General features: G+C 55.3%; 15 protein-coding genes. 10 read left to right on the top strand and 5 right to left on the bottom strand.

All coding sequences use genetic code 11. The features are described 5' to 3' along the window. Positions 1 to 2 precede the first annotated feature (2 nt). Positions 3 to 365, bottom strand: coding sequence for a response regulator (locus NP590_RS13995; RefSeq protein ID WP_256603138.1), 363 nt, complete (start codon positions 363 to 365; stop codon positions 3 to 5). A 476-nt stretch (positions 366 to 841) separates the two neighbouring features. Here NP590_RS13995 and NP590_RS13990 point away from each other — a divergent pair, with 476 nt between their 5' ends. The 7 genes from NP590_RS13990 (at position 842) to NP590_RS13960 (ending at position 9,543) form a co-directional block, all read left to right on the top strand. Beyond that, positions 842 to 1,492 carry a GspH/FimT family pseudopilin gene (locus tag NP590_RS13990; protein ID WP_256603136.1) on the top strand — a complete coding sequence of 217 codons (651 nt, stop codon included), beginning with the start codon at positions 842 to 844 and terminating at the stop codon, positions 1,490 to 1,492. Positions 1,493 to 1,496: 4 nt separating this feature from the next. After that, the gene (gene pilV / locus NP590_RS13985; protein WP_256603134.1) at positions 1,497 to 1,949 is read left to right on the top strand and encodes a type IV pilus modification protein PilV; all 453 of its coding nucleotides are present in this window, start codon (positions 1,497 to 1,499) and stop codon (positions 1,947 to 1,949) included. Further along, entirely contained in the window at positions 1,946 to 2,380 is a 435-nt protein-coding gene (locus tag NP590_RS13980; protein ID WP_256603133.1) for a HEPN domain-containing protein, read from the top strand. The genes pilV and NP590_RS13980 overlap by 4 nt, the downstream gene beginning before the upstream one ends. Beyond that, the gene (locus NP590_RS13975) at positions 2,367 to 3,596 is read left to right on the top strand and encodes a PilW family protein (protein ID WP_256603131.1); all 1,230 of its coding nucleotides are present in this window, start codon (positions 2,367 to 2,369) and stop codon (positions 3,594 to 3,596) included. Before NP590_RS13980 ends, NP590_RS13975 begins: the two co-directional genes overlap by 14 nt. 16 nt (positions 3,597 to 3,612) lie before the next feature. Beyond that, entirely contained in the window at positions 3,613 to 4,101 is a 489-nt protein-coding gene (locus NP590_RS13970) for a pilus assembly PilX family protein (protein ID WP_256603129.1), read from the top strand. Between the two features lie 214 nt (positions 4,102 to 4,315). Beyond that, positions 4,316 to 8,722: a pilus assembly protein gene (locus tag NP590_RS13965; protein ID WP_256603128.1), complete on the top strand. Its 4,407-nt coding sequence runs from the start codon at positions 4,316 to 4,318 to the stop codon at positions 8,720 to 8,722. Between the two features lie 398 nt (positions 8,723 to 9,120). After that, positions 9,121 to 9,543: a type IV pilin protein gene (locus tag NP590_RS13960; RefSeq protein ID WP_256603127.1), complete on the top strand. Its 423-nt coding sequence runs from the start codon at positions 9,121 to 9,123 to the stop codon at positions 9,541 to 9,543. 321 nt (positions 9,544 to 9,864) lie between these two features. On the opposite strand, the gene NP590_RS13955 is transcribed toward NP590_RS13960, so the two are convergent. Next, on the bottom strand, positions 9,865 to 10,455 hold the full coding sequence (locus NP590_RS13955) for an LOG family protein (protein ID WP_256603126.1): 591 nt from the start codon (positions 10,453 to 10,455) through the stop codon (positions 9,865 to 9,867). Between the two features lie 213 nt (positions 10,456 to 10,668). On the opposite strand from NP590_RS13955, the gene NP590_RS13950 reads away from it, so the two are divergent. The 3 genes from NP590_RS13950 to NP590_RS13940 all read left to right on the top strand — a co-directional run bounded on the left by NP590_RS13950 (position 10,669) and on the right by NP590_RS13940 (position 14,909). Continuing rightward, a complete protein-coding gene (locus NP590_RS13950; RefSeq protein ID WP_256603125.1) occupies positions 10,669 to 10,890 on the top strand; it encodes a DUF1289 domain-containing protein in 222 nt (73 codons plus the stop codon). 270 nt (positions 10,891 to 11,160) lie between these two features. After that, entirely contained in the window at positions 11,161 to 12,582 is a 1,422-nt protein-coding gene (locus NP590_RS13945) for an Nramp family divalent metal transporter (RefSeq protein WP_256603124.1), read from the top strand. Positions 12,583 to 12,593: 11 nt separating this feature from the next. Then, positions 12,594 to 14,909, top strand: a complete 2,316-nt coding sequence (locus NP590_RS13940; protein WP_256603123.1) for a cyclic nucleotide-binding and patatin-like phospholipase domain-containing protein — start codon at positions 12,594 to 12,596, stop codon at positions 14,907 to 14,909. Here NP590_RS13940 and NP590_RS13935 read toward each other — a convergent pair. The 3 genes from NP590_RS13935 to NP590_RS13925 form a co-directional block, all read right to left on the bottom strand. Beyond that, positions 14,832 to 18,767: a non-ribosomal peptide synthetase gene (locus tag NP590_RS13935; RefSeq protein ID WP_256603121.1), complete on the bottom strand. Its 3,936-nt coding sequence runs from the start codon at positions 18,765 to 18,767 to the stop codon at positions 14,832 to 14,834. The genes NP590_RS13940 and NP590_RS13935 overlap by 78 nt on opposite strands. A 207-nt stretch (positions 18,768 to 18,974) precedes the next feature. Next, complete coding sequence (locus tag NP590_RS13930) at positions 18,975 to 19,892, bottom strand: LysR substrate-binding domain-containing protein (RefSeq protein ID WP_256603120.1); 918 nt, start codon at positions 19,890 to 19,892, stop codon at positions 18,975 to 18,977. Further along, complete coding sequence (locus tag NP590_RS13925) at positions 19,882 to 23,793, bottom strand: PAS domain S-box protein (protein WP_256603119.1); 3,912 nt, start codon at positions 23,791 to 23,793, stop codon at positions 19,882 to 19,884. The genes NP590_RS13930 and NP590_RS13925 overlap by 11 nt, the downstream gene beginning before the upstream one ends. Between the last annotated feature and the right edge of the window lie 29 nt (positions 23,794 to 23,822).

The following is a 23,822-nucleotide window of genomic DNA, read 5'->3' as shown; positions in this document are numbered from 1 at the left end:
AATCAACCCAAAACTTTTTTGATGGTTTTAAGCAATTGATCGGGATTGAAGGGCTTGACAATCCAGCCGGTCGCGCCGGCATCCTTGCCTTGCTGTTTCTTGTCCATGCCGGATTCGGTGGTCAGCATCAGCATCGGCGTAAATTTATAGTTGGGCAATGCCCGCAAATCTTTTATCAAGCTGATGCCGTCCTTGTTGGGCATATTAACATCCGTCACCACGCAATCGAAGGCCTGGGCCTTGGCTTTATTCAAGGCGTCCACGCCATCGACGGCTTCCACCACTACATAACCGGCCCCCTTCAAAGTAAAGGAAACCATTTGTCTCATGGACGCGGAATCATCGACCGCAAGTATTGTCGCCACTGTTGAACTCCCAGAATTGTTGAAAAGAAAGTAGGTATATCTAAACCCAAAAAAACCGAATTAACAATCATCGCATTGAAAATCCGGTCACACCGCAAACACAGCAAGATCGAACTCAGCGGCCCAAGCCTTGCCATTTTAAAGAGAATAAGCACCTAAACAACGCGTATCACCATTTATGCGATCCAATTAACAGACAAACCGCCCTCAAACAGGACGGCGGACCGGGTGACGGTCACCACGAACACTCTCGATGCGTCGGCATCCACGCCAACCCGCCAGCCACCAACAATTGAATCTTGATCTATTATTAGCGAAACAAAAAATTCAGCCGGAACCGCTCGCCTTCAAGACCAAGCTCAAGCCAAATCCTAACAAACCCAATAGTGTGATTCGTTTAACAGATAAAACAATGCTTTATGATAGCCTTTCCAACCGAAGACGATATCGTCCGCACACCTTGAACAGAGGCAACCATGCTTAGTAAACCTGTCTTAAGTTTAGGTTTTACCCTGATAGAACTCATGGTGACGATAGCGATTGCCGCCATTTTGCTGGGCATTGCCATACCCAACTTCAGTGCCATTGTGGTGCAAAACCGCCTGACAGCTAACGCAAACGAATTCATTACCGCATTGAACATGGCCAGAAGCGAAGCCATCAAGCGCGGCCAACACGTAGTGGTAAGAAAAACCGGCACCAATTGGGAGAACGGCTGGCAGGTCTTTGTCGACATCGACCGCTCCACGGCAGCCAAGGAAAACGTACTTGATGCCACTACGGATATTCAGTTGAGAGTGTACCAAGCATTGCCGGCCAATTTCACCTTGCGGGGTAATACTAACTTTGGCTCTTTCATCACTTTTGGGCCGAATGGTGTAAACGAACAACCTAAGTGCGCAGATAACGAACAACCTAAGTGCGCAGATAATGAGGATTTCCATAACGCAATCGTTCTTTGTCATAACAGTCAACTAACAACAGCTAAGTTAATTACTGTCAATCCTATTGGCAGAACTCGACTAGGTACTGACAGTGATAATAATGGCATCCCCGAAAATTCTAAATGTGATCAAAATCAATCGTTAACCAACATTAGCTCTTGCACAACGACCAGTGGTTTTTAAGCAAATGAAAACACACCACGGATTCACCTTGATCGAAGTATTGGTTGCGGTCGTCATACTGGCACTTGGCTTGCTCGGCTTGGCCGGCATGCAGGCTACCGGCCTGAGAAACAATCAGGACGCCTTCAACCGCAGCCAAGCCACCCAACTGGCCTACGACCTGGCAGACCGGATTCGCGCCAACGCCAGGGCCGTCGATACCTACACGGATATTGGGGACGCCCCGACAGCAGCCGATGAAAAAGCCGATTGCCTCACCAGCACCGGCTGCACCCGGGCCGAAATGGCCGAGAATGACCTGTTCGAATGGAACAGAGACCTAACCACCATACTGCCCTCAGGTGCCGGGACGTTGACGGCCAACGGCAATATTTACACCATTACCATCACCTGGGATGACGATCACGATGGCAACGATGACAACAACCCCAGCTTTCAAACCAGCTTCCGACTATGAACATCCCCACATTAGCAGCGCTCGCCAAACATGAAGGGGCTCATTACGCCTGGCTACGGCAAAGCCTGAATGATTATGAAATGGCCACCATTCTGCAAAACGCTAAAAAATGGGATGGCGCTTGTTACCATGCACAACAGGCAACAGAAAAAGCCTTAAAATTTTTACTCAGCTATGCGGGCGTAACCTTTCGACATACGCATTCAGTGCACGACCTTGCCAAAGACTGCAACGCGGCATTGACTCAAACCGTATTCAACGACGAATACATTGACCGGTTTAAAGAATTAACCCAATACACGACGATTGCCCGTTACCCAACCTCATCAAATGCACCGGTAGACATCATCACGTCGAAACAAGCTCAGGCCGCCATGCAAACCTTGACCGAAACATTATTGCTTTTGGAAAATGTTTATGAAACCCACTAATTTTATTCATGCCGCGCGCGCCAAAAAACAGGCAGAAGTGATTCGCTCGTTGGAGCAAGCCTTTTCGGACTTTCCTTACCCCGTGTATTTATTCGGCTCTTTCGCCAACGGCAACTTCCATGGTTATTCCGATATTGACTTGGTAATCCTGGTTTCAAAACAACAGGCCAGGCAAGCCTATAACCTGGCATGCGACAAACTGGCTGGTTTAAGAGCACCTTACGACATTTTGACTTGTCAATCGGTGGATGAACTCGACAACACCATCAAATCCGCCCTGCATCCCATTCACGCCCCCGAACAGGCAGAAACGCCTCTCAAACGCCAACAAGGCATGACGCTTATCGAACTTCTGATTGCCATGCTGCTGGGCGCATTCCTGCTGGGCGGCGTCATTCAGATATTCGTCAACACCAAACAGACCTACAGGATGCAGGAAAGTCTGTCGCGTCTACAGGAGAACGGTCGTTTCGCGATGGAGTTTTTGACTTACGATATTCGCATGGCGGGTTTCCTTGGCTGCATGAGCCGGGTCACCAGCGTTACCAACACCCTGAATAACGCCACCAACTATTTATTCAACTTCGGCATCCCCATTCAAGGCAATAACTGGGATACCGCCACCTCGACCTGGTTGCCGGCCGCCGACGGTAGCATCACGTCGCCGCTGAACGGTTCGGACATCATCACCATCCGCAGCGTCAACCCCAATGGCACTATGGTTACATCCCATTCCGGCATCAACAACTGCGACATCGCCATTGTCTCCGACTGTCAAGCCGCAGCCGTGTTTCAAATCACCAACTTCAACGCGGCGAACAATAATAATAAGGACTACAAGGGTGGCGAATTGTTTCTGGCCCAGACCACCAGCTATTACATACGTAGCAACCCCGGCGGGATACCGGCTTTGTACCGCAGAAGGATTAGAACCGACGCCGAGGAATTAGTGGAAGGCATAGAACAGATGCAAATTCTATATGGCATCGATACCGACGGCGACAGCACTGCCGACCGTTATCTGACAGCTGATAACGTCGCGGACTGGAATAATGTCTCCAGCGTTAGAATCAGCTTATTGGCCCGCACCATAGACAACAACATCGCCTCGCAAGTACTGGATTACACCTACAACGGTGCCACGGTAACCCCAACCGACCGCCGCATCCGCCGGGTGTTTACCTCCACCATTGCCCTGCGCAATCGGCTGCCTTAAATACCGGACAAACCTCATGAGCCAAACATTCAAGTATCAATCCGGCGCGGTACTGGTGGTGAGTCTGGTCATGCTGCTGTTGCTGAGCATCATCAGCGTGGCCGGCATGCAGACCACCACCCTGGAAGAAAAAATGACCGGCAACCAGCGCGACCGCAATCTGGCCTTTCAGGCCGCGGAATCGGCGATTCGGGCCGGGGAGAACTTTCTCACCCAGGCCACCTTGCCCACTTTCAACGGCAATAACGGTCTTTACGCCCAAAACGGCGCTCCGCCCGGCGCCGATGCCAATTGGGCCAGTTACAGTACCGTAGCCTATGCCTATGACAACGAACAGGTTGCCTCCGCGCCGCTATACGTGATTCAGCGCATGCGCGACATAGAAAGCGGCTCCAGCCTGGATGCCGGCTCTTACGGACAAAGCGAAATGTATCGAGTCACCGCCCGCGGGGTCGGCGGCACCGACACCGCCGTCGTGGTGATCCAAACCACTTACAGAAGATAAAAGCCGCCGCCCATAGCAAGACGCTGCCGCTACAAACAGGAGCACGGATATGAACAACTTGATTTGTCCACTAAGGATTCCACCCAAAACAACTTCCGCACACTATTCCCTCTCCCTTCGGGAGAGGGCTAGGGTGAGGGGTATAAATAGGGAAGTTATTATTGGCGGAATCCTAAAAACCTATCTGCCAATATACGCCGGCCTTATTTTGGGTTTGCTGATTTCTCTGCCGGTGGCGGCCGACTTGGCCTTATCGCAAGCACCCTTGTTTCTGACCCAATCGGCCAAGCCCATCGTCATGCTGAACGTCTCCAACGACCATCAGCTGTTTTTCAAGGCCTATGACGATTTTTCCGACTTGGATCACGACGGCATACCCGAAACCACCTACAAGCACAGTTTCGATTATTACGGCTATTTCGACAGTTACAAATGTTACACCTATGGCAGCGGCGTGTTCAGCCCGGCATCGACCACCGCCGACAAATATTGCTCCAGCCAATGGAGCGGCAATTTTTTGAACTGGGCCAGCATGACCCGTATCGACACCATCCGTAAAATCCTCTACGGCGGCATGCGTTCCACCGACTCATCCACGGAAACCGTCCTGCAACGGGCTTATTTACCCAACGACGCCCACAGCTTCGCCAAGTTTTACAGCGGCAACGACCTGACCCAACTGACGCCATTTACTTCCACCGAGGTGGCAAGCGGCATCACCTTGTGCAATACCACCGTCAATAACGACAATGCCTTGTCGCAAAACGTTACCAATGTACCTTTGATCCGGGTGGCGAAAGGCAACTATTCGCTATGGGCAGCCAATGAACGCTGGCAATGTCGCTGGTCCGGCGAAAAGAGCGATGGCAATGGAAACGTTTCCGCTTCTTCCGGTATTAGCGCATCTAGCAGCAATCCCAGCGAGAGCACCCATGGTTTAGGCAGCAAAAATTACACTGCTCGCGTTAAAGCCTGCGTCAGTAACCTGGTAGGCACGGAAAACTGCAAAACCTACACCAGCAGCAATAAACCCATAGGTTTACTGCAAACCTATGGCGACGACGACAAAGTTCGCTTCGGCCTGCTGACCGGTTCCTATGCAAAAAATAAATCCGGCGGGGTATTACGGAAAAATGTCGGCTCCATGAGCGACGAAATCAACATTTCAACCGATGGCACTTTCAAAACCGCTCCCGCCGCCGGCGGCATCATCAACACCCTGAATCGTTTGCGTATCTACGGTTACCGTCACGAAGACGGCACCTATCATTCCGCCACCAATTCGGACAACTGCATCTGGGGCATTAACACTTTTACCAACGGAAATTGCAGCAACTGGGGCAATCCGCAATCTGAAATATTTCTGGAATCCCTCAGATATCTGGCCGGCAAAACCGTTTCAACCGCATTCAGCGCCAACGACACCAGCAAAATCGCCAATTTGACCACCGCCACCTGGTCCGATCCGATTGCCACCGATCAATGGTGCGCAAAAATCAACACCATACAATTCAATGCCAGCACCAGTTCCTACGATGCCGATGAGTTGAGCGGCGCCGCCGACATAGGCCTGTCCGATCTCAACGGCAAAACCGATTTCATTGGCGGTGCCAACGGTGAAGCTATACACGGCAACGCTTATTTCGTCGGCGAAAACGGCACCGACAACAACCAGTTATGTACCGCCAAATCCGTCAGCGCGCTTAGTAGCGTGCGCGGCACCTGCCCGGACGCACCGCGTCTTTCCGGCTCCTATCAAATCGCCGGTCTGGCCCACCATGCCAAAACCAATAGCATTAGAACCGACCGTACCGGCGATCAGTTGGTCACTACGTATGGGGTGGCCTTGTCTCCCGGCACGCCGAAAGTGGTGATTCCGGTTCCCGGCGACGCCGGCAAAAAAATCACCATCCTGCCCGCCTGCCGTAACAGCAGCGTGGGAGGCAACTGCGCCATCGTGGATTTTAAAATTATTAGTCAAACGGTAACATCAACCACAGCCAGCGGCAGCCTGTATGTCAACTGGGAGGACAGCGAACAGGGCGGCGATTTCGATCAGGACATGTGGGGCGTTATCAATTATAGCGCCACCGCAAGCCAAATTACGGTGACAACCGATGCCATTGCCCAATCCACCCCTTACGCCATGGGTTTCGGCTATATCATCAACGGCACGACTAAGGATGGCTTTCACGCGCATTCCGGAATCAATAATTACGCCTTTACCGACCCGACATCGGTGACGGGTTGCGTTAATTGCGCAGTCGGAGACGCAGCCACCGGTGTCACTTATGACATCGGCACATCCGACGCCGACAGCCTTGAACAACCGCTATGGTACGCAGCCAAATGGGGCGGATTCGACGACGGCAACGACAACGACCGGCCGGATCAACTAAGCGAATGGGATAAAGACAATAACGGGCTGCCGGACCGTTACTTTTTCGCTACCAATCCGGCCGAACTGGCTACTTCACTGGGAAATGCGATGGCGGACGTGATTGCCACCGCCGGCTCATCCGCGTCGGTAGCCACCAACTCCACCCGCCTAGACACCAATACCGTCATTTATCAGGCCAAATTCAACAGCAGCGACTGGACCGGTCAGTTGCTGGCCTTTACGGTTAATGCCAACGGTTCGATAGCGACCTTGCCGTCTTGGGATGCCGGGCAAAAAGTAACGACACAGGGTGCCGACGGCCGTTCCATATTCAGTTATAACCCGACGGCCACCACCAGGGGCATAGCCTTTGCGCATAGCAATTTAAACACCGCGCAACAAGGCCTCATCAACGAAGCGCAGCTTAATTACATCCGCGGCGATCAAAGCAACGAACAACCCGGCGGCACCTTTCGCAAGCGCTCCGGTACCAATGCCCTGCTGGGCGATTTGATCAATTCCGACCCCTGGTTCATAGGCAGGAACGACTTCGGCTATGGTCTGCTGGCCGGTACGGAAGGCTCCAGCTATCTAGACTACCGCGCCAGCACTGGCTATCAAGCCCGCACGCCGCTGGTCGCCGTGGGCGGCAACGACGGCATGTTGCATGTTTTTAATGCCAACATCAGCGGCACCGGCGCCGGCCAGGAAGTATTCGCCTATGTACCGCATACCCTGCTGTCCAAACTGCCCGCCTTGACGCTACCGTCTTACAACAACTCGGGCAACCACCAATATTATGTAGACGGCTCGCCCATCGCGGCGGACGCTTATTTCGACACCAACGCCGACACCGTCAAGGAATGGCGCACCGCATTGGTGGGCACCCTGGCGGCCGGCGGCAAGGGCGTTTTTGCACTGGACGTGACCTTTTTGAACACCAGCAACGTGGCGGAAACCGCTTTTTCCGGCCAACGGGTGCTATGGGAAATCAACAACCAGTCGGCACCGGTCGCCACCGATTTGACCGATGATTTGAGCGGCAACCCCAAACGCTACGGTTTTACCAATCATCTGGGCCATACCTATGGGCAGGCTTCCATCGTCCGCATGGCCAACGGCGAATTCGCCGCAGTATTCGGCAACGGTTACAACAGCGTCAATCATAAAGCCGTGCTCTACATCGTCAACATCGGCACCGGCGCCTTAATCAAATCCATCACTACCGGTGAGGGCGACTCCGGCAACCCCAACGGCCTGTCCACCCCGATTGCCATAGACATCAACGGCGACCGTATCGTCGATGCCATTTACGCCGGCGACTTGCGGGGTAATATGTGGAAATTCGATGTCAGCAACTCCAATCCCGGCTCATGGGACGTGGCCTTTAAATCGGGTAGTACGCCCAAACCGCTGTTCACGGCCAAAAATGCCAGTAATCAGACTCAACCCATCACCGCCAAACCGCAGGTGGGCAAGCACCCCAACGGCGGGGTGATGGTATATTTCGGCACCGGTAAATTTTTCGAGGTAGGCGACAACTCTGCGGCCAGCCCGCAAACCCAAAGCTTTTACGGCATTCGCGATACCTGCGTAAAGGCGGCCGGCGACACCAGCAATTGCAGCGGCAGCGACCCAGCCATAAGTACCGGTTCCAACAGAGATACCAACTTGCAAAAACAATCCATCATTGCCGAAGGCAGTTTCGGCGATTTCGATGTCCGAGTGACCAGCGCCGCTGTCACTAACAAAACCACCTTTTACAGCAATAAAAAAGGCTGGTACATGGACCTGTTGACCCCGCCACTACCCGGCACGGGAGTCGGAGAACGCATAGTCAGTCAGGCCTTATTGCGGGCGGGGCGCATTATTTTCGTCACCATTATTCCGGAGACCGGTCAATGCTCATTCGGCGGCACCAGTTGGCTGATGGAAATGGAAGCCTTGACGGGCAACAGACTAGATTTAACCCCGTTCGACCTGAACGGCGACCAACTGATGAACAGCGCCGACATGACGCAATTGGTTGACACCAATAACGACAACGTCATTAACGCCTCCGATACCAAACTCGCCGCCTCCGGCAAAAAATCCCGCGTCGGCATCATCAAATCGCCCGGCGTCATCAGTGCCGGCGAAAAAGAGTACAAATACACCAGCGGCTCCACCGGCGCACTCGAAACCACGGTGGAATCCGTGGAAAGCGGCGCCGGACGCATGTCCTGGCGGCAATTGCGTTAAGGATTCCGCCCGCAATAACTTCCGCATTCTGTTCCCTCTCCCGCCGGGAGAGGGCTAGGGTGAGGGATATAAATAGGGCAGTTTTTAGGGGCGGTATCCTAAAAGCCGCAAATGGCGCGGCAAATTGTAGGAGCGACGCACAGTCGCGATGATGGCGTTGCAAATCGCGACTATGCGTCGCTCCTACAATTGAAGCAGGATTAAACGGGATTTAACATACTCAACCGATTATTTCGGATATAGCGTTATCTTTTGTAACTGTTCTGCAATGGTGAAGCGTAGGATGGCTAAGCGAAGCGCATCCACCATGACAGCCGGATGCGCTTCGCTTTTCCAGCCCAGGTCCGTTTTACCCTGTTTTAACTGAATAATTAGTATTTTTTTAAGGAAACAAAACCATGAAATCGTCCAAGGGTTTCACTCTGATTGAATTAATGATCACCGTGGCGGTCATCGGCATTCTTGCCGGTATCGCCTATCCCAGTTATCAGGACAGCGTCATGAAATCGCGCAGACGGGATGCCCAGGGCGCCTTGGTGGGCCTGGCCAATGCCATGGAAAGGCATTTCACGGAAACCAACAGCTATGCGGGTTCAGCCGATGCCAATGACAGACCGACCATCTTTGCCATCCAAAGCCCGGTCGATGGCGGAACCGCCGCCTATGAGTTGTTTATCACCTCGGTAACAGCCACCACCTTCACGCTAGAGGCCAGCCCCACCGGCGCCCAGGCAAACGACAGATGCGGCAACCTGACCTTAACCAATACCGGCGCCCGCGGCTTTGACGGCGCCAACGGAAATACCGAGGATTGTTGGTAAATGCTTGAGAATCTGCTGATAAACTTCCCGGAATCAATATTGTTCAGTATCACATGGTCAATGCCGTCCCCTTGAAGAGGTTGGTAAACATCGAAACGAAATGTAGGCCGGAATAAGCCTGCCCGGCGACAGCAAGGGCGGGCGTTTCCGACAATCAACAGAGGGTGTCTTAAAGCTCTCCTCGCGGGCTGGGGAGAGGGGAAATAACAAGGCAAGGCGTTGATTTTTATACCCTCACCCTACCCTCTCCCGGAGGGAGAGGGTTCTGTTATGGCTTTTACGACACTCTCCGGAGGGAGAGGAAACAGAAGGCGCAAGTTCTTAAATTTCGCCCTCTTCAACCCAACGTTTTACCTCGGGCGCTTGAAAAGCAACGTAGCGTTCCAACAGCGCATCCGGACCGGTTTCCACCATCAACAAGCCGTGATACCGCCGGCTGACGAATTGCTCGGCCAGCACATGATCCAGAAAAGCCAGCAAGCCGTCGTAATAGCCGGCCACATTCAACACGCCGCAGGGTTTTCGATGAAAACCCAACTGGGCCCAGGTCCATATCTCGAACAATTCCTCCAGCGTGCCTATGCCGCCCGGCAGCGCGATAAAACCGTCGGATAACTCGGCCATCCGCATCTTGCGTTCGTGCATGGACGCCGTAACAATAATTTGGCTGAGATTGGCATGGGCAACTTCCTTATGCGACAGGGCCTTGGGTATAACGCCGATTACCTCGCCTCCCAGTTGCAATACCCTATCGGCCAGTATTCCCATGATGCCGATACCGGCGCCGCCGTATACCAAGCGAATGTTTCTTTCCACCAGCGCCCCGGCAAGCGCCCGCGCCGCATCGGCATAGACTTCGCTTCGCCCGGGACTGGAACCGCAATACACGCATAAACTTTTAATCGTGGCCATTGTTGTGTTACCCATTGGAAAACCAGCCCGGAATTGTACTGCTAAACGCTGGCGATTCAGCCCAACAAAAAGCCGATTGCGCCACGGTATTTCATGCCGGGATCAGCCTTTGCTTTGTTCTACGTCGATACAAAAACCTGCCCTTTGCCGAATCCCGATCCGCCGACATACAATAGCCGGCAAACCTTCACAGCTTAAATTCGAGGAAAGCCCATGAAATTCAATCCCTGTATCGATCAATGCACCAAGGAAGGCACGCACTGCGCGGGCTGCGGCCGGTCGCACGAGGAAATCGCCGGCACCAAGCAGATTGTGCAAGCGGCGCTGGCCTTTATTCAGGCGCGGGACTACGATAATCCGGACGAATTCGTCGCCGCCATCGGCAAAAGCATTTTGAAGAAACTGCAAAAAGCCAAGGAGGCCAACCAGGCATAGGATTCCGCTCCTAATAGGATTCCTATTTATATCCTCCGCCCTAACGCTCATGAAACCGGCGCATCGCCCCGGCAAATGAAAGTAGTGCAGCTGGGCACGGTTCCTCGCCGGACAGGACGCCGTAAATACGTCCGTGTAGGCTCGTCGGCAGCATCCTTGCTGCCGACGCCTGTCCAACAAGCAACCGTACCCGCTCGATTTTTTACTTTCAGAGTAAAACCCTTAGGCAACAAATCCGTCATCGACTTTGTCCCAACCGCGCCAAACACCATGAACATCACCGATTTACATCAACTCAAACGCCGCCCCGTCCCGGCATTTCCCGGCTGGTGGGCCGCTCTGGGACCGGGCGTGGTCTGGATGGCGCTGGCCCAAGGCAGCGGCGAATTGATCTGGTGGCCGTACATGGTGGCCAAATACGGTTTGACTTTTATCTGGCTGTTGGCCCCCGCCTGCCTGCTGCAATACCCCTTGAATCTGGAAATCGGCCGTTACACGATGCTGACCGGAGAAAGCATTTTTCACGGCTTCATTCGCCTGCATCGCGGCTTCGGCATATTCTTGTGGTTGTTGATGAGTGTGTCTTTTTTATGGTTTGGCGCCTTTGCCTCGGCCGGCGGCACCGCCATGGCCGAACTGACCCACTGGCCGGAGGGTTGGAGCCAGCGCGGCCAAAGCCTGTTTTGGGGTTATGCCTCGATTGCGGTGTTCGTCAGCGCCATTCTGGCCAGCGGGGTGGTGTATACCCTGATCGAACGCTTCATGAAACTGGTGGCGCTGGTGACTGTCATCGGCCTGCTGTCGGCCTGCATGCAAACCGAGGTGCTGGCCAGCCTGCCCGGCTTTATGCGCGGTCTGCTCGGGCCTAGCGAAGCCATCCCGCGTCCGTGGGAGGCGGCCGATGCCAGCAAACTGCTGACCGCCATTACCTTCGCCGGTCTGGGCGGGTTCTGGATTTTGTTTTATTCCTATTGGCTGCGCGACAAGGGCGCCGGCATGGCTGGCCTGATCGGCCGTATCACCGGCTTGGGCGGCGCCGAGGAAGCGGTGCACAGCGACGGCTTTTTACCCGATGAAGACCAACAAAGCGCGGCAAACTGGTCGATCTGGCGGAAATTCTTGAGCGCCGACATTATGGTCGGCATTCTGGGTAATTTATTCACCACCCTGATGACCTGCCTGTTGGCTTATGCCCTGCTGTTTCCCAAGGGCTTGCTGCCGCGGGAATACGAACTGGCCGTGGTGCAAAGCCAGTTTTTCGCGGTAAGTTGGGGCGAATTTGGCCGACTGCTGTTTTTAGTGATTGCCGCCGCCTTCCTGACCGACACCTGGCTGGCCACCGCCGACGCCGTCAGCCGCATTCAGGCCGACATCGTCATGACGCTGTTTCCGGCCAGCCGCCGTCTGCCTGCCCGGCGCTGGTATTATATTTTCCTGGCGCTGCTGACCGCTATCACCTCGTTTACCATGCTACTGGACGCGCCGGGCCCCTTGATTTTGACCAGCGCCTTGATCGGCTTTGTCGGTACCATCATTTTTCCAGTGGCGCTTTATATTCTGAACCATAAACTGCTGCCGCCGCATTTGCCCGAATGGGCCCGTCCCAAGCGGCGGCCCTGGCTATTGGGCCTCAGTTTTCTGGTTTATTTGGTTCTGGCGGTTTTATATCTCAAATCCAGTCTGGGCTATTGAGAATGGTCAGCATGCCTTCATCCCCGCCTTCGCGCGAGCAATTGATCGAACTGGTGGGACAAAACATTCTGGTGGCCGGCGCGCGCCGCGAGCTGTTGAATACCATTGCCGAATGCCTGCAATTTGTTGCGCTCGAGCGGGACACGCTGATTTTCAAGCAGGGCGCGGAAGCCGACGGTTTATATCTGGTCATTGAAGGCACGGTGCGGATTTTTTGCGAACACGACAACGACCGGGTAATTATCTCCCATTCCGGCCGTGGTCATCTGTTCGGCGAATTTCTGTTATGCGGCAATAGCATGCGCTCGACCAGCGCGCAGGCCTTGACCGATTGCCGCTTATTGTTTTGGCCCATGGCAACCTTCGGCAGCCTGCTGCTGCAACAGCCCGACGACTTCACGCCTATCACCACTCGTCTGGTCAGACGTCTGGGCTGGAACCAGACCATGCTGGCATTGCGCCTGTCCACGTTGTTCATCGGCCTGAACGAGGAAATCGTCCGCGAACTGATCAATCAATTGATCATTAAACCCATACCCGCCAACACCTTGTTACTAAAGCAATACGACCCGGCGGAGGATATGTGCATCGTTATAAACGGCCAATTCCAGATCAGCCGTGAGAACGCCGCCGGCCAGAACGACATTTTGGCCTTGATCGGCCGCGGCGAAACCGTGGGCGAAATCGGCTTGATGTCCGGCTGCAAACGTAGCGCCAGCGTGGTTGCCATGCGCGATTCGACCGTGGCTTATCTGAATCGCAATGCATTCGAACACCTATTGAAACAGCATCCGCTGGAGATCAACCAAACCTTCGTCAGAAGCCTGATCAAGCACCTGGACAAGAATTCGCGGGTTAAAACCAATACCGCCAATACCTTTGCCCTGATCAGCCTGTCCCCGCGGCTGGATACGTTCGGATTTTGCCAAGCTTTACTGGACGGCCTGCAAAACCACGGCTTGGCCAGCATATTGACCAGTACTATCGTCGATCAGGCATTCATGCATAGCGGCGCGGCCCAATGCGACTTCAGCAATCTGGACAATGCCAGTCTGGTACAGTGGCTTTCCGAGCAGGAGCTGGTGCATGAACACATCGTTTATCTGGCCGACCCCAAACTGAACCAATGGACCCGCCGCTGCCTGCGTCAGGCCGACCAGGTATTGTTTTTGGTCGATGCGCGGGACAGACCCGACATCACGGCATTTGAAGCCCAGATACGGAATGAACTGAACGGCTGTTCGGTGAAACGCTCGTTGATTCTGCTGCATCCCGGCGCCACTCAAACCCCGCTGGCCACCTCCAGCTGGTTAAAATCCAGAGCATTGGACGCGCATTACCATGTCAGACAATCTCTACAAAGCGACTTCGATCGACTGGCGCGCTTTCTGACCGGCAATGCGCTGGGCTTGGTTTTGGGCGGCGGCGGCGCCCGGGGCTTTGGGCATATCGGGGTGCTCAGAGCGTTGAAAGAACTGGGTATCGCCGTGGATATGGTGGGCGGAAACAGCATGGGCGCGGTGTTGGCCGCCGAATTCGCCTTGCAGTGGGATGAAAAACGCATGCTGGAAAAAACCCGCCAACTTTGCCTGCAAGGTGATCGCATGACCCTACCCTTGGTATCGCTGTTTTCCGGAAAGACCATGACCGATGCCCTGCAAAAATTGTTCGGCGATATTTACATCGAAGATTTATGGATGCCGTTTTTCTGCGTGTCCTGCAACATCAGCCGGGCCACGCTGATGACGCACCGTCAGGGCACCTTGTTGGCGGCCCTGCTCAGCAGCAATGCGCCGCCCGGCCTGTTTCCGCCTCAAGTGCGCGACGGCGATTTACTGGTGGACGGCGCGCTGTTGAACAACCTGCCGGTCGATGTGATGCGGGAGTTGAATCAAGGCGGCCGAGTCATTGCGGTGGATGTCAACGAACGGGAAGACTTGCTGAACAACACCGACCATCTGGGCGGTATCAGCGGGTGGCGCCTGTTATGGCATCGCCTGAATCCGCTGGCACCGCGCATTCAGATGCCGGGCATGGTGCAAATATTGACCCGCGCCAGCATGATTGGCGGCTTGGCCCAACAGAAAAAGATGCGCGAAGGCTTGGCCGATTTATATTTGCAGCCGCCGGTCAGCGGCTTTCCACTGACCGGATACAACCAAGCCCAGGCCATCTCCGACGCCGGCTATCGATATGCCCTTGAACGGCTGCATGCCTGGCGGCAAGCGAACAACGACCCGCCACCGCCGTCAAACTACTTGCAAGCCGCGCAATATCACCCGAGCCAGGATGGGCAAATACCTTCGATTAAACATGGCGCCGTGTAAACCCGGTACGTAATCCACGCTCAGCCGGCCGCCGAACAAGCCGCGCCAACCGGCAAACCACCAATATCGAAAACAACTCATCCGTTTGGACATGATCAACAATGTCGTCCCGGAATACGGCTTAATCTGGTGCCGACTCAAGGCCGCCAATTGTTGAATGATGCCCGGATCCGTCAGCATGGCCCGCAGCTTGCGGCCGTTGACGGAGATTTCATTCAAGCCCCACAGGCCGGACGAGGCTTGCAAGAGCCTGAATACCCAGGCCGACCGCAACGGCCAGCGCGGATAAACGGTGTCCAGCAAAATCAGCTTGATAGGCGGCAAACCCTGTAATTCCAGCAGCCTGGCGGTTTCCAACGCCGTTACCCCGCCTATCGAAAAGCCGCCCAAGTAGAACCCTTGCGGAGCCTGTTGCCGAATCAGTTCCGCGTATTGCCGCGCAATCCATTCCATACCGACCGCTTCAGGTGCATTGCCGGGCGGATAAAGCACTCGCAGACAGCAATGGGCCGACAGGCTGTCGGCCAGGGCCTGAAAACGCATGCTATCGCCGTGCCCCGAGGCCGCCAAATAAAAACACAGTCGAGAGTCGGGCGAATTCGGTTCCAGGCCGAGGGTTCGCCCCATTTCGCCGGCCTCGTGTTTGCGCAATAAATCGTTTGCGCCATGTCGTTCGGATTCGAATGCGCCATCTGCTACAAAAAACTGGGGCCCCACGGTGTTCGTCAATTGCGCGGCCTGCTCCGCCACCGTGGGATAGGCCATCAAAAATGCAATCGACTGGCGGACGCCGGTGGCCTTTTCGATGGCGGCGATTAGATCTATGGCTGTCAGTGAGTCCGTATCCTGGGCAAAAAAGCTGTCTTCCACAGCCAGATTCGGCTTTTTCAGAATCCGCCGCCACACATCCAGCAGACTGCTTTCCAGGGCCGAGTCCGGCCCGCGCGGCGCGGCGGTTTGAATCGGTAGCTCCGGCCTCGGCAAACGTTCGTAGGCAATCTTGCCATTGGCGGTCAGCGGCAATTGATCAAGGACGCTTATTGCGCGCGGCTGCATATAATCCGGCAGGCGTCCGCGCAGGAAATCGGCCAATTCGGCCCGCAATAGGTCAGGCTGCTCCGTAACCGCTTGAACATAGGCGACCAGATATTTTTGCCGCCCAGCCTGTTGCGGCGCCACCGCCGCGCGCGCCACCGCCGGATGCCTTAACAGCGCCTGCTCGATTTCGGCTGGTTCGATGCGGTAACCGCCGATTTTCAGCTGCCTATCCAGACGCCCGGCAAAATATAATTCGGCGTCCGTACCGATATAGCCTCTGTCACCGCTGCGATAGAGCGTGGCGCCGGGGCGCTCGCCGTAGGGGTCGGGCACGAAGACCCGCCGGCTTAGGTCCTCCCGCCCTAAATAGCCCTTGGCCACGCAGGCGCCGCCGATGACGATTTCGCCCTCCACGGCCAGCGGCAGCAATTTCAATTGCGCGTCCACAATCAAAATCCGGCTGTCGCTCAGCGGCCGACCTATGGGCAGCACATCGCCGTCGTCCACGCCGCATTGCCAGGCGCTGGCTAAAATGGCGGTCTCGGTGGGCCCGTAGACATTGAACAATTGCGCGCCGGTACGGGCGATAAATGCCTTGGCCGATGCGGCCGGCAGCGTTTCGCCGCCGCAGCAAGCCACTCTGAGCGGCACGGGGCCGGATGCGGGCAAGCCCTGCAACAACTGGTTTAAACTGCCGGGCACCAAGGCCAGCGCATTGATATTTTCCGTCAGAACGAAATCAGCAAACTCCGCCGCCGTCAGATGTTGTTTGGGCGGCAACACCAATTGCGCGCCCTGGGTGAAGGCCAAACCTATTTCAATCAGGGAAGGATCGAAATGGGTTTGCATGCTTTGCCCCACTCTTTCATGGTTTTGAATTTTGAACGCCTGTTGCAGCCAAGCCAAGCGCAAGGAAAGCGCCCCGTGATGAATTTGCGCGGCCTTGGGCTGTCCGCTGCTGCCCGAGGTATAAATCAGATAAGCCGGATCGTCCGCCCTGGGCTCGGGCCATGCTATTTTGCCGGTGCCGGCCTCGCCCTCCAGCCTATCGACGCACAAACAAACGCGATGCATCGGAAACAGTTGTTTTTCCGAACCGATGGTCAATAAAGCGGCGGCCCCGCTTTGCCGCAATATCTCTTGAATACGCTCGCCGGGGCTGTCGATATCGACGGGCAGATAAACCACCCGCAGTTTAAAAATGGCCAGCAAACTCAGCATGGACTCCACGCAACGCGGCATGCAGACGGCCACAATATCGCCGGCGCCGATATGCCGCCGCTGCAATTGACCAGCCAGCCGATCGGCAAGCCGGTCCAGCATCCGGTAAGTCAGGCAACGGCCGTGCTGGCTCAACGCAATCGCTTCCGGAGTCCGTTCGACCCAGGCGGAAAATTGCCGGATGACACCGTTAAACCCGGGCGCCGATTCGGCGGCGTTGAAGCGTTGAAAGATCAGCTGCTTTTCCGCCGCCGGAACCAGATCGACATCGCGCACCAGCATTTCCGGCGAGTCGATAAACTGTTGTAAAACCCACTGTAAGCGGCCGGCCAGCAACTCCAGTTCGACAGGGGTAAAGCAGGTTTCCGCCCCCTCGAAAATCAAATCGACATCGTCCGTCGGGTTAAATTCGCAGACCGTCACGGCCAGCGGATAAAGCGCATAAGCGCTGCATAATTGCCGAGCGCTTACCTCGGCATCACCGAAACGGACCGTGTAATCCTGTTTTTCAAAAGACAACACCAAGTCAAACAGGCCTTCGCGCTGATTTTTCAAACATTGCAGCCGCTGATGCAAGGCGCTTAAGGGGTAGCGCTGATGTTTATGGACTTGCCTGACCGTCCGGGCGGTATGTCTTAGCAGCGCCGTCAAGGAAAGTTCGCTGTCGATTTGAATCGGCAACGGCGACAGGCTGGCAAACATGCCCACCACGTTTTTATAGCGGGCGCCGCTGCGATTCAAGGCCGGCAAGCCAACGGTGATGCAGTCTTGCTGCTGGACCCTGGCAAAATAACCGGCCAATGCGCCCAGCAAAACATGATAAATGCCGGCCCGATGCTGGCCGGCCCATTGCCGCAGGCTATCATAGAATGCCCTGCTCAGACTGGCCCGATGAATATGAGCTCGGGCAGCCCCGGCGCGGCCGTTGCCGGGATATTTTCGCCTTATCAAGGCTTCCGGCAAGCTCGGCAAGGCGGCTTGCCAAAATCTGGCGTCGTCCTGAAAAGCCCTGGAGTTCAAATAGCGCGCTTCGTCCGCCACAAAATCCAGATAGCTGTTTGTTTCCGCCGCCGGCGCCTCCATCCCCGTCAGCAACGCGTTATACAGTTCGGCCAGACGATGGATGACAATTTTGGTCGACCAGCCGTCGGCGATCAGATGATGATATTTGGTTAACAGGGCGTAATGACTGTCACTGATTTTAAGCAGGGCGAATTGCCAATAAATGCCGTGTTCTTCGAAAGAAATGGCTTGTTTAAACTGCTCTTTCAACCAGTCTTCCGCGGCGGCTTCCGGCCGCTCGGCCCGTGAAAAATCCAGCAACGGCAACTCGACCGCCAGATACCCGCGCACCGTTTGCCTGGGTCCGTCGCCGCATTGGCCGATGCTCAATCTCAAGGCGGCATTTTCCGCAACCAATTGCCGCAGGGCTTTCCGCAACAAGGCATGATCGACCTCGCCGTAAATCGCCAGACGGCCACCAATGTTATACACCGGGCTATCCGCCCGGGCGATTTGGTCATACCAGATGGCTTGTTGATTGTCGGCCAATACCGACGTTGGAATACCTTCGGCACGGGCCATGGCGGCTTGGGTCATGGCAACTCATTTAAAAGAAATCGTGATAATTCAGTCAAAACGGTGTAAAGCAAACCTCCGCCGATAAGCGTAGCGCATCCGGCAAGCAGGGTGGATGCGCTGCGCTGAACAATTGGAAAAATCAATGCCTTAAGACTATTCCAAGCCGACCAACCTGCTCCGCGCCGATTAAACTGCCCTGAAAGTTATGCTTGGAGCGACTGTCTTTCATTGGCCGGAGCAATGCCCAAGATGTTTCAGTTGTGCTTGTTCCAACAGTGCATCGATGAAATAACGGCAGTAGGACGGCAAATATAACTGTTTCAGGTAGGCAATTTTGGTGACCGAAGTCGCAATCAGGCGGCTCAGGTCCAGAGCGACCAGATCGCTGTCCTTGCCCGGCTCATAAGAGGTTTCGGCAATGATGCCCACGCCCAAGCCCAATCTGACATAAGTTTTGATCACATCGGAATCCGCCGCCGCCAAAATGATATCGGGCTGCAATTCCGCATCGTGAAAGGCTTTTTCAATGGCCGAACGACCGGTAAAACCCGGGCTATAGGTCAAAATAGGCTCCGCCGCCAAACGTTGCAATGTCACGTCTCCGCCGGTCAAGGGGTGATCTTGGGGCACGACGGCAACATGATGCCAGCGATAACAGGGCTTTAGAATCAATCTGTCGTCTTCGGCCAGTTTTTCGGTGCAAATGGCAATATCCGCCCTGTGCTGATGCAGCAAATCGATCAGATTATCCGGCGAAGACTGCAGCATATAAATCTTCACGCCGGGATATTGCCGGCGAAATTTTTGTACCGGCACCGGCAATAAATATTTGGCCTGGGTATGGGTGGTGGCGATATGCAGGGTACCGTTGCGATTGGCGCGAAAATCGTCCGCCATGCTCTGAATGTTCTTTTTGGCCTGGTGGATCTGCTCCACTTCCCGCATGATGTGTTCGCCCAGCGGGGTCAAGCCCAGCAGCCGCTTGCCATGGCGTTCGAACACCGGGCTGCCCAGTTCCGCCTCCAGCAATTGCAATTGCCGGCTGACCGCCGATTGCACCACATGCATTTTTTCCGCCGCCTTGCTCAGGTTGTAATCGGTTTCCCGCAAGAGCCGTAACAGCTCCAACTGATTAAGATTCATGGTCGGTATCCGTCTCCCGGCATTGTTGTAACTCCGTTAATAAAACCGTCAGACAATCCGCCAATTGGTCGGCCAATTGAGGACAACTCGGGTCTTGATCCTTGGCGGACTTCTCGGTCGCCTGCGCCAGTTCCATCAGCACAGGCGCCTGAAACACTCCGGCAAAGCCCTTCACACCATGCGCCAAAAATTTGATATCGGCGAAATTCCTCTCCAAGGATGCCTGCCGCAGTTTTTGCAGATTGCCTTGTTGCGTGCCATCCAGCGCGCTGTCTATCAGGCGCCGGATAAACTCCCGCCGCCCGTCGAAACGTTGTCGGACTGCCTTCCAGTCTATCAAGCCTGTGGACTCGGGGGCGGGCCGGGCGTCCGGCAAAACTGTTTGCGCATCGGGCGCGGGCAGCGGCTGGACTTGCGGCGGATTGCTTATATTTTGCCTTATCACCTTGAGCAGATATTCCGCATCGATGGGCTTGGTGACCCGTTCCCGCATGCCCGCCTCAAGGCAGCGTTGCCGCTCTTCCGGCATGGCGTGAGCCGTCAAACCGATAACGGGCAGATCGGGCGCCATGCTCAAAATTTTTCGCGTCGCCTGATAGCCATCCATCAGCGGCATCTGTATATCCATCAATACCATATCGAACTCCGACCAACCTATTTCCTCCAGCCGTTCCAGGGCCTGCAAGCCATTTTCCACCAAAATGACATGCGCCCCTTCGTGAACCAATAAATCCTCCAACACCAGCCGATTCAATTCCACATCGTCGGCCGCCAGAATACGCAGACCCGCCAAGCGGGAACCGGCCGCCAACGGCTCGCTAGGCTGGTTGGTCGGCGGCTCGGCGGCCGGTAACGGCAGGCTTAAACAAAATTGGCTGCCCGTTCCCAACTGGCTTCTGACCGTGATATCGCCACCCATGATTTTGGCCAGATTGCGGCTGATGGCCAAACCCAGGCCGGAACCGCCGAACTTGCGCGTCGTAGAGCCGTCGGCCTGTTCAAATGCGGCAAACAGCCGTTGCGCTTGCTCGGCGGAAATACCTATGCCGCTATCGCTAACCGTCAACTGGGTCAGATCGCGCTCGCGGCTGACGCTCAGGCTGACATAACCCTGCTCGGTAAACTTGACCGCGTTGGACAGCAGGTTTACCAATATCTGCCGGATGCGAAAGGCATCGCCGGCCACCCACGCCGGCAATTGCGGCGATTTTTCCACCACCAGTTGCAATTGCTTTTCCCTGGCCCGCAATTCCACCATGCTCAACGCATCCTCGATCAACGCGGACAAATGAAAGGGATGGCTTTCGACGGTCATTTTGCCGGCTTCTATTTTGGAAAAATCCAAAATATCGTTGACCACGTTCAGAAGATGCATGCCGGCATCGTGGATGCGCTGACTGTTGACAAGATCCGCCGGCGTGCCGGCCCGCTCGCGCAAGGCGATTTTGGCCAAACCGATAATGGCGTTCAGCGGGGTGCGGATTTCATGGCTCATATTGGCCAAAAACTCCGATTTGACGTGGGCCAGATGTTCCGCTTCCCGGCGGGCTATTTCCTGGCTTTGTTCGGACGCCTTGCGCTTTCGAATATCCTGAATGACGCCGATATAGGTATGCCCCTCGTCATCCATCAATTCATTGACCGACAATTCGATCGGAATCAAGTCGCCGTTTTTGTGTTTGGCGTCAAATTCGACCCGCCGGCCGATGATGACCCGGTTGCGCGTTTCCCTATGTTGCTTGAGATATTCGTCATGGCGCGAGCGATACGGTTCCGGCATCAGCAAGTTGATATTGGCCCCCATCAACTCGTCTTCCTGATAACCGAACAACTCCAGGGTGGCGTCATTCACCAACAGGATATGGCCGAAAGCATCGATTTGTACGACCGCATCCGCCATGGTACGCAATATGCCGCGAAAGCGCGATTCGCTGGTCAGCAGCGCTGTTTTGGCGCGTTTTTGCTCGGTAATGTCCCTGACGGTGGCCTGCAACAGGCTATCCTGATTGATGGCAAAGTGGCTCAACTGTACTTCGGCGACAAAGTTTTCCCCGCTCAAACGTCTATGCAGCCACTCGAACTGAATAAAGCCGGCCGCCATCGCCTGCCGAATTTTCGACCGCGCGGCGTCGGCCGACGATCTGCCGTCGGCCTGAAATGGCGGCGACAAACTTACCGGGTCCTGACTGATCAACTCCGCTTCATCCTTGCAGCCGAACAAGCCGATGGCCGCCGGATTTCCGGATAGGATGCCGCCGGCGGGACCGAGGGTAATGATGGCGTCGCGAGAGGATTCGAATAACAGGCGATAACGCAACTCGCTGTCCCGCAAGGTTTTCAGCGCCTGTCTTTGACTGCTGATGTCCCGGATAAAGGCGCTGAATTCGACGGTCTCCCGCATTTGGTTCGGGGTTATGGTCAATTCAATGGGAAACTCATGCCCGGACTTGTGCAAACCGACGATTTCGATGCGCCGATTGATCAGCTTGGCGCCGCCGCCGGCCAGATAATGTTGCAAGCCCTTACGATGCGCCTCGCGCAAACGTTCCGGAATGATGATGCCGTGTAATTCCTTGCCGATTACTTCGTAGGCTTTCCAACCGAAAATTTCCTCGGCCTGACGATTCCAAGCCTGTAACACGCCGTCCGCATTCATTTGCACCACGGCATCCAGTGCGCTGTTGATGATGCTTTGCAGCCTTTTTTCGTTTTGCTCCCGACTCCGTAACAATTCCTTAAACCCGGCCGCCATCCGGTTGAAACCGTCGGCCATTTGACCGAGTTCATCACGACTGTCGATCCGCAAGGCGTGGGAAAAATCGCCGCCGGCAAATGCTCGGGTCGAGCGCACCAAGGCCGCCATCCGGCGCGATGCCGACAGGTGGGCGCCAACCGCCAGATAAACCCATAATCCGAACAGCAGCGAGGGGACCGGCACGCTGGACCAAAACGCCCGATAGGCTTGATCGATGCGGCTCTGTACTTGCGAAACGGTGGCCGGAAACAAATGTTCGAATATCCGCCGATAGCTGGTATCCACCAGCATCAAGGCACTGGAAACGAAATATTCGGCATCGGCATCGGTACCGAACTGCCCCGACAAAATGTCCGGCAGCACCAAATCGGTGAACAAGTGCCGGCTGTCGCGCAAGCTGTCGCGAATGGCCGCGAACGCGGCTTCAAGCGCGGGATTGGCGCGGCCGGCCCGCGACAAAATGCCGTCGATTCTGTCGGCATGCGCTTCGACGGTGTTTTTTGCCGCCAATATTGCGGCACGCTGTTCGTCGCCAAGGTTTTTGGAGGCCAGCGCCATGATGCCACGCTCGCGCAGTTGGCAGATTTCTTCCAAAAACTCCGGCAGTTCTTCGCTTAACAGGCGTTTCAGAAAATAGCTATCGGCGCCGGGTAGGAGCGCATGGTCCGTCAGGTCTTTATGCAGTTGCAACACGCGCGCCACCAATCGGCTCTGTTCGGCGAAAATCGCTTCCGCATCGAGCTCGGCCCCTGCCTGGCGGATTTGCCGCCAGGCCGACAAAATCGCCGCGTAGTCGAAGCGTTCCCGCAAGTCGGTCGGTAGCAGCGCCGAAAAGTCCCGCAGCGCCCGGTCGACCTCGGCCGCGGTGGCCGCTTTGTTCTCCGCCATCCGCCGCGGGCCGGCGCTTACCGCCATGGACAGGCCGCGATACTTTTGCAGTTTGTTCACCAGGCGGACTGATTCCTCCAAGCGCCGCACCGCTTGCAACTCCAATCGCGATTGTTGCACCATGTGGTCCAATCTTTGTGCCAGGACGGCGATAACCGCCAGGATGGCCAATAGCGACAGAATGGACAGCAACAGGTTTTTCTTGCCGAAACTCAAACGATCCATCACGGCAACGGCCGGAGAGAATAGACCCTGCATCCGCTTACCCCGCTAACAAAAAAACGACT

The sequence above is a fragment of the Methylomonas subterranea genome, assembly GCF_024505185.1.
GTDB lineage: Bacteria > Pseudomonadota > Gammaproteobacteria > Methylococcales > Methylomonadaceae > Methylomonas > Methylomonas subterranea.
The sequence above is the reverse complement of the archived record's forward strand: the minus strand, read 5'-3'. Positions and strand labels throughout refer to the sequence as shown.

What these genes read in the sequence shown, in the direction of transcription:
- NP590_RS13935 (WP_256603121.1), bottom strand. Translation starts at nt 18,767, where the DNA reads ATGACCCAAGCCGCCATGGCCCGTGCCGAAGGTATTCCAACGTCGGTA.
- NP590_RS13980 (WP_256603133.1), top strand. Translation starts at nt 1,946, where the DNA reads ATGAACATCCCCACATTAGCAGCGCTCGCCAAACATGAAGGGGCTCAT.
- NP590_RS13945 (WP_256603124.1), top strand. Translation starts at nt 11,161, where the DNA reads ATGAACATCACCGATTTACATCAACTCAAACGCCGCCCCGTCCCGGCA.
- NP590_RS13925 (WP_256603119.1), bottom strand. Translation starts at nt 23,793, where the DNA reads ATGCAGGGTCTATTCTCTCCGGCCGTTGCCGTGATGGATCGTTTGAGT.
- NP590_RS13930 (WP_256603120.1), bottom strand. Translation starts at nt 19,892, where the DNA reads ATGAATCTTAATCAGTTGGAGCTGTTACGGCTCTTGCGGGAAACCGAT.
- NP590_RS13975 (WP_256603131.1), top strand. Translation starts at nt 2,367, where the DNA reads ATGAAACCCACTAATTTTATTCATGCCGCGCGCGCCAAAAAACAGGCA.
- NP590_RS13970 (WP_256603129.1), top strand. Translation starts at nt 3,613, where the DNA reads ATGAGCCAAACATTCAAGTATCAATCCGGCGCGGTACTGGTGGTGAGT.
- NP590_RS13940 (WP_256603123.1), top strand. Translation starts at nt 12,594, where the DNA reads ATGCCTTCATCCCCGCCTTCGCGCGAGCAATTGATCGAACTGGTGGGA.
- NP590_RS13990 (WP_256603136.1), top strand. Translation starts at nt 842, where the DNA reads ATGCTTAGTAAACCTGTCTTAAGTTTAGGTTTTACCCTGATAGAACTC.
- NP590_RS13955 (WP_256603126.1), bottom strand. Translation starts at nt 10,455, where the DNA reads ATGGCCACGATTAAAAGTTTATGCGTGTATTGCGGTTCCAGTCCCGGG.
- pilV (WP_256603134.1), top strand. Translation starts at nt 1,497, where the DNA reads ATGAAAACACACCACGGATTCACCTTGATCGAAGTATTGGTTGCGGTC.
- NP590_RS13960 (WP_256603127.1), top strand. Translation starts at nt 9,121, where the DNA reads ATGAAATCGTCCAAGGGTTTCACTCTGATTGAATTAATGATCACCGTG.
- NP590_RS13950 (WP_256603125.1), top strand. Translation starts at nt 10,669, where the DNA reads ATGAAATTCAATCCCTGTATCGATCAATGCACCAAGGAAGGCACGCAC.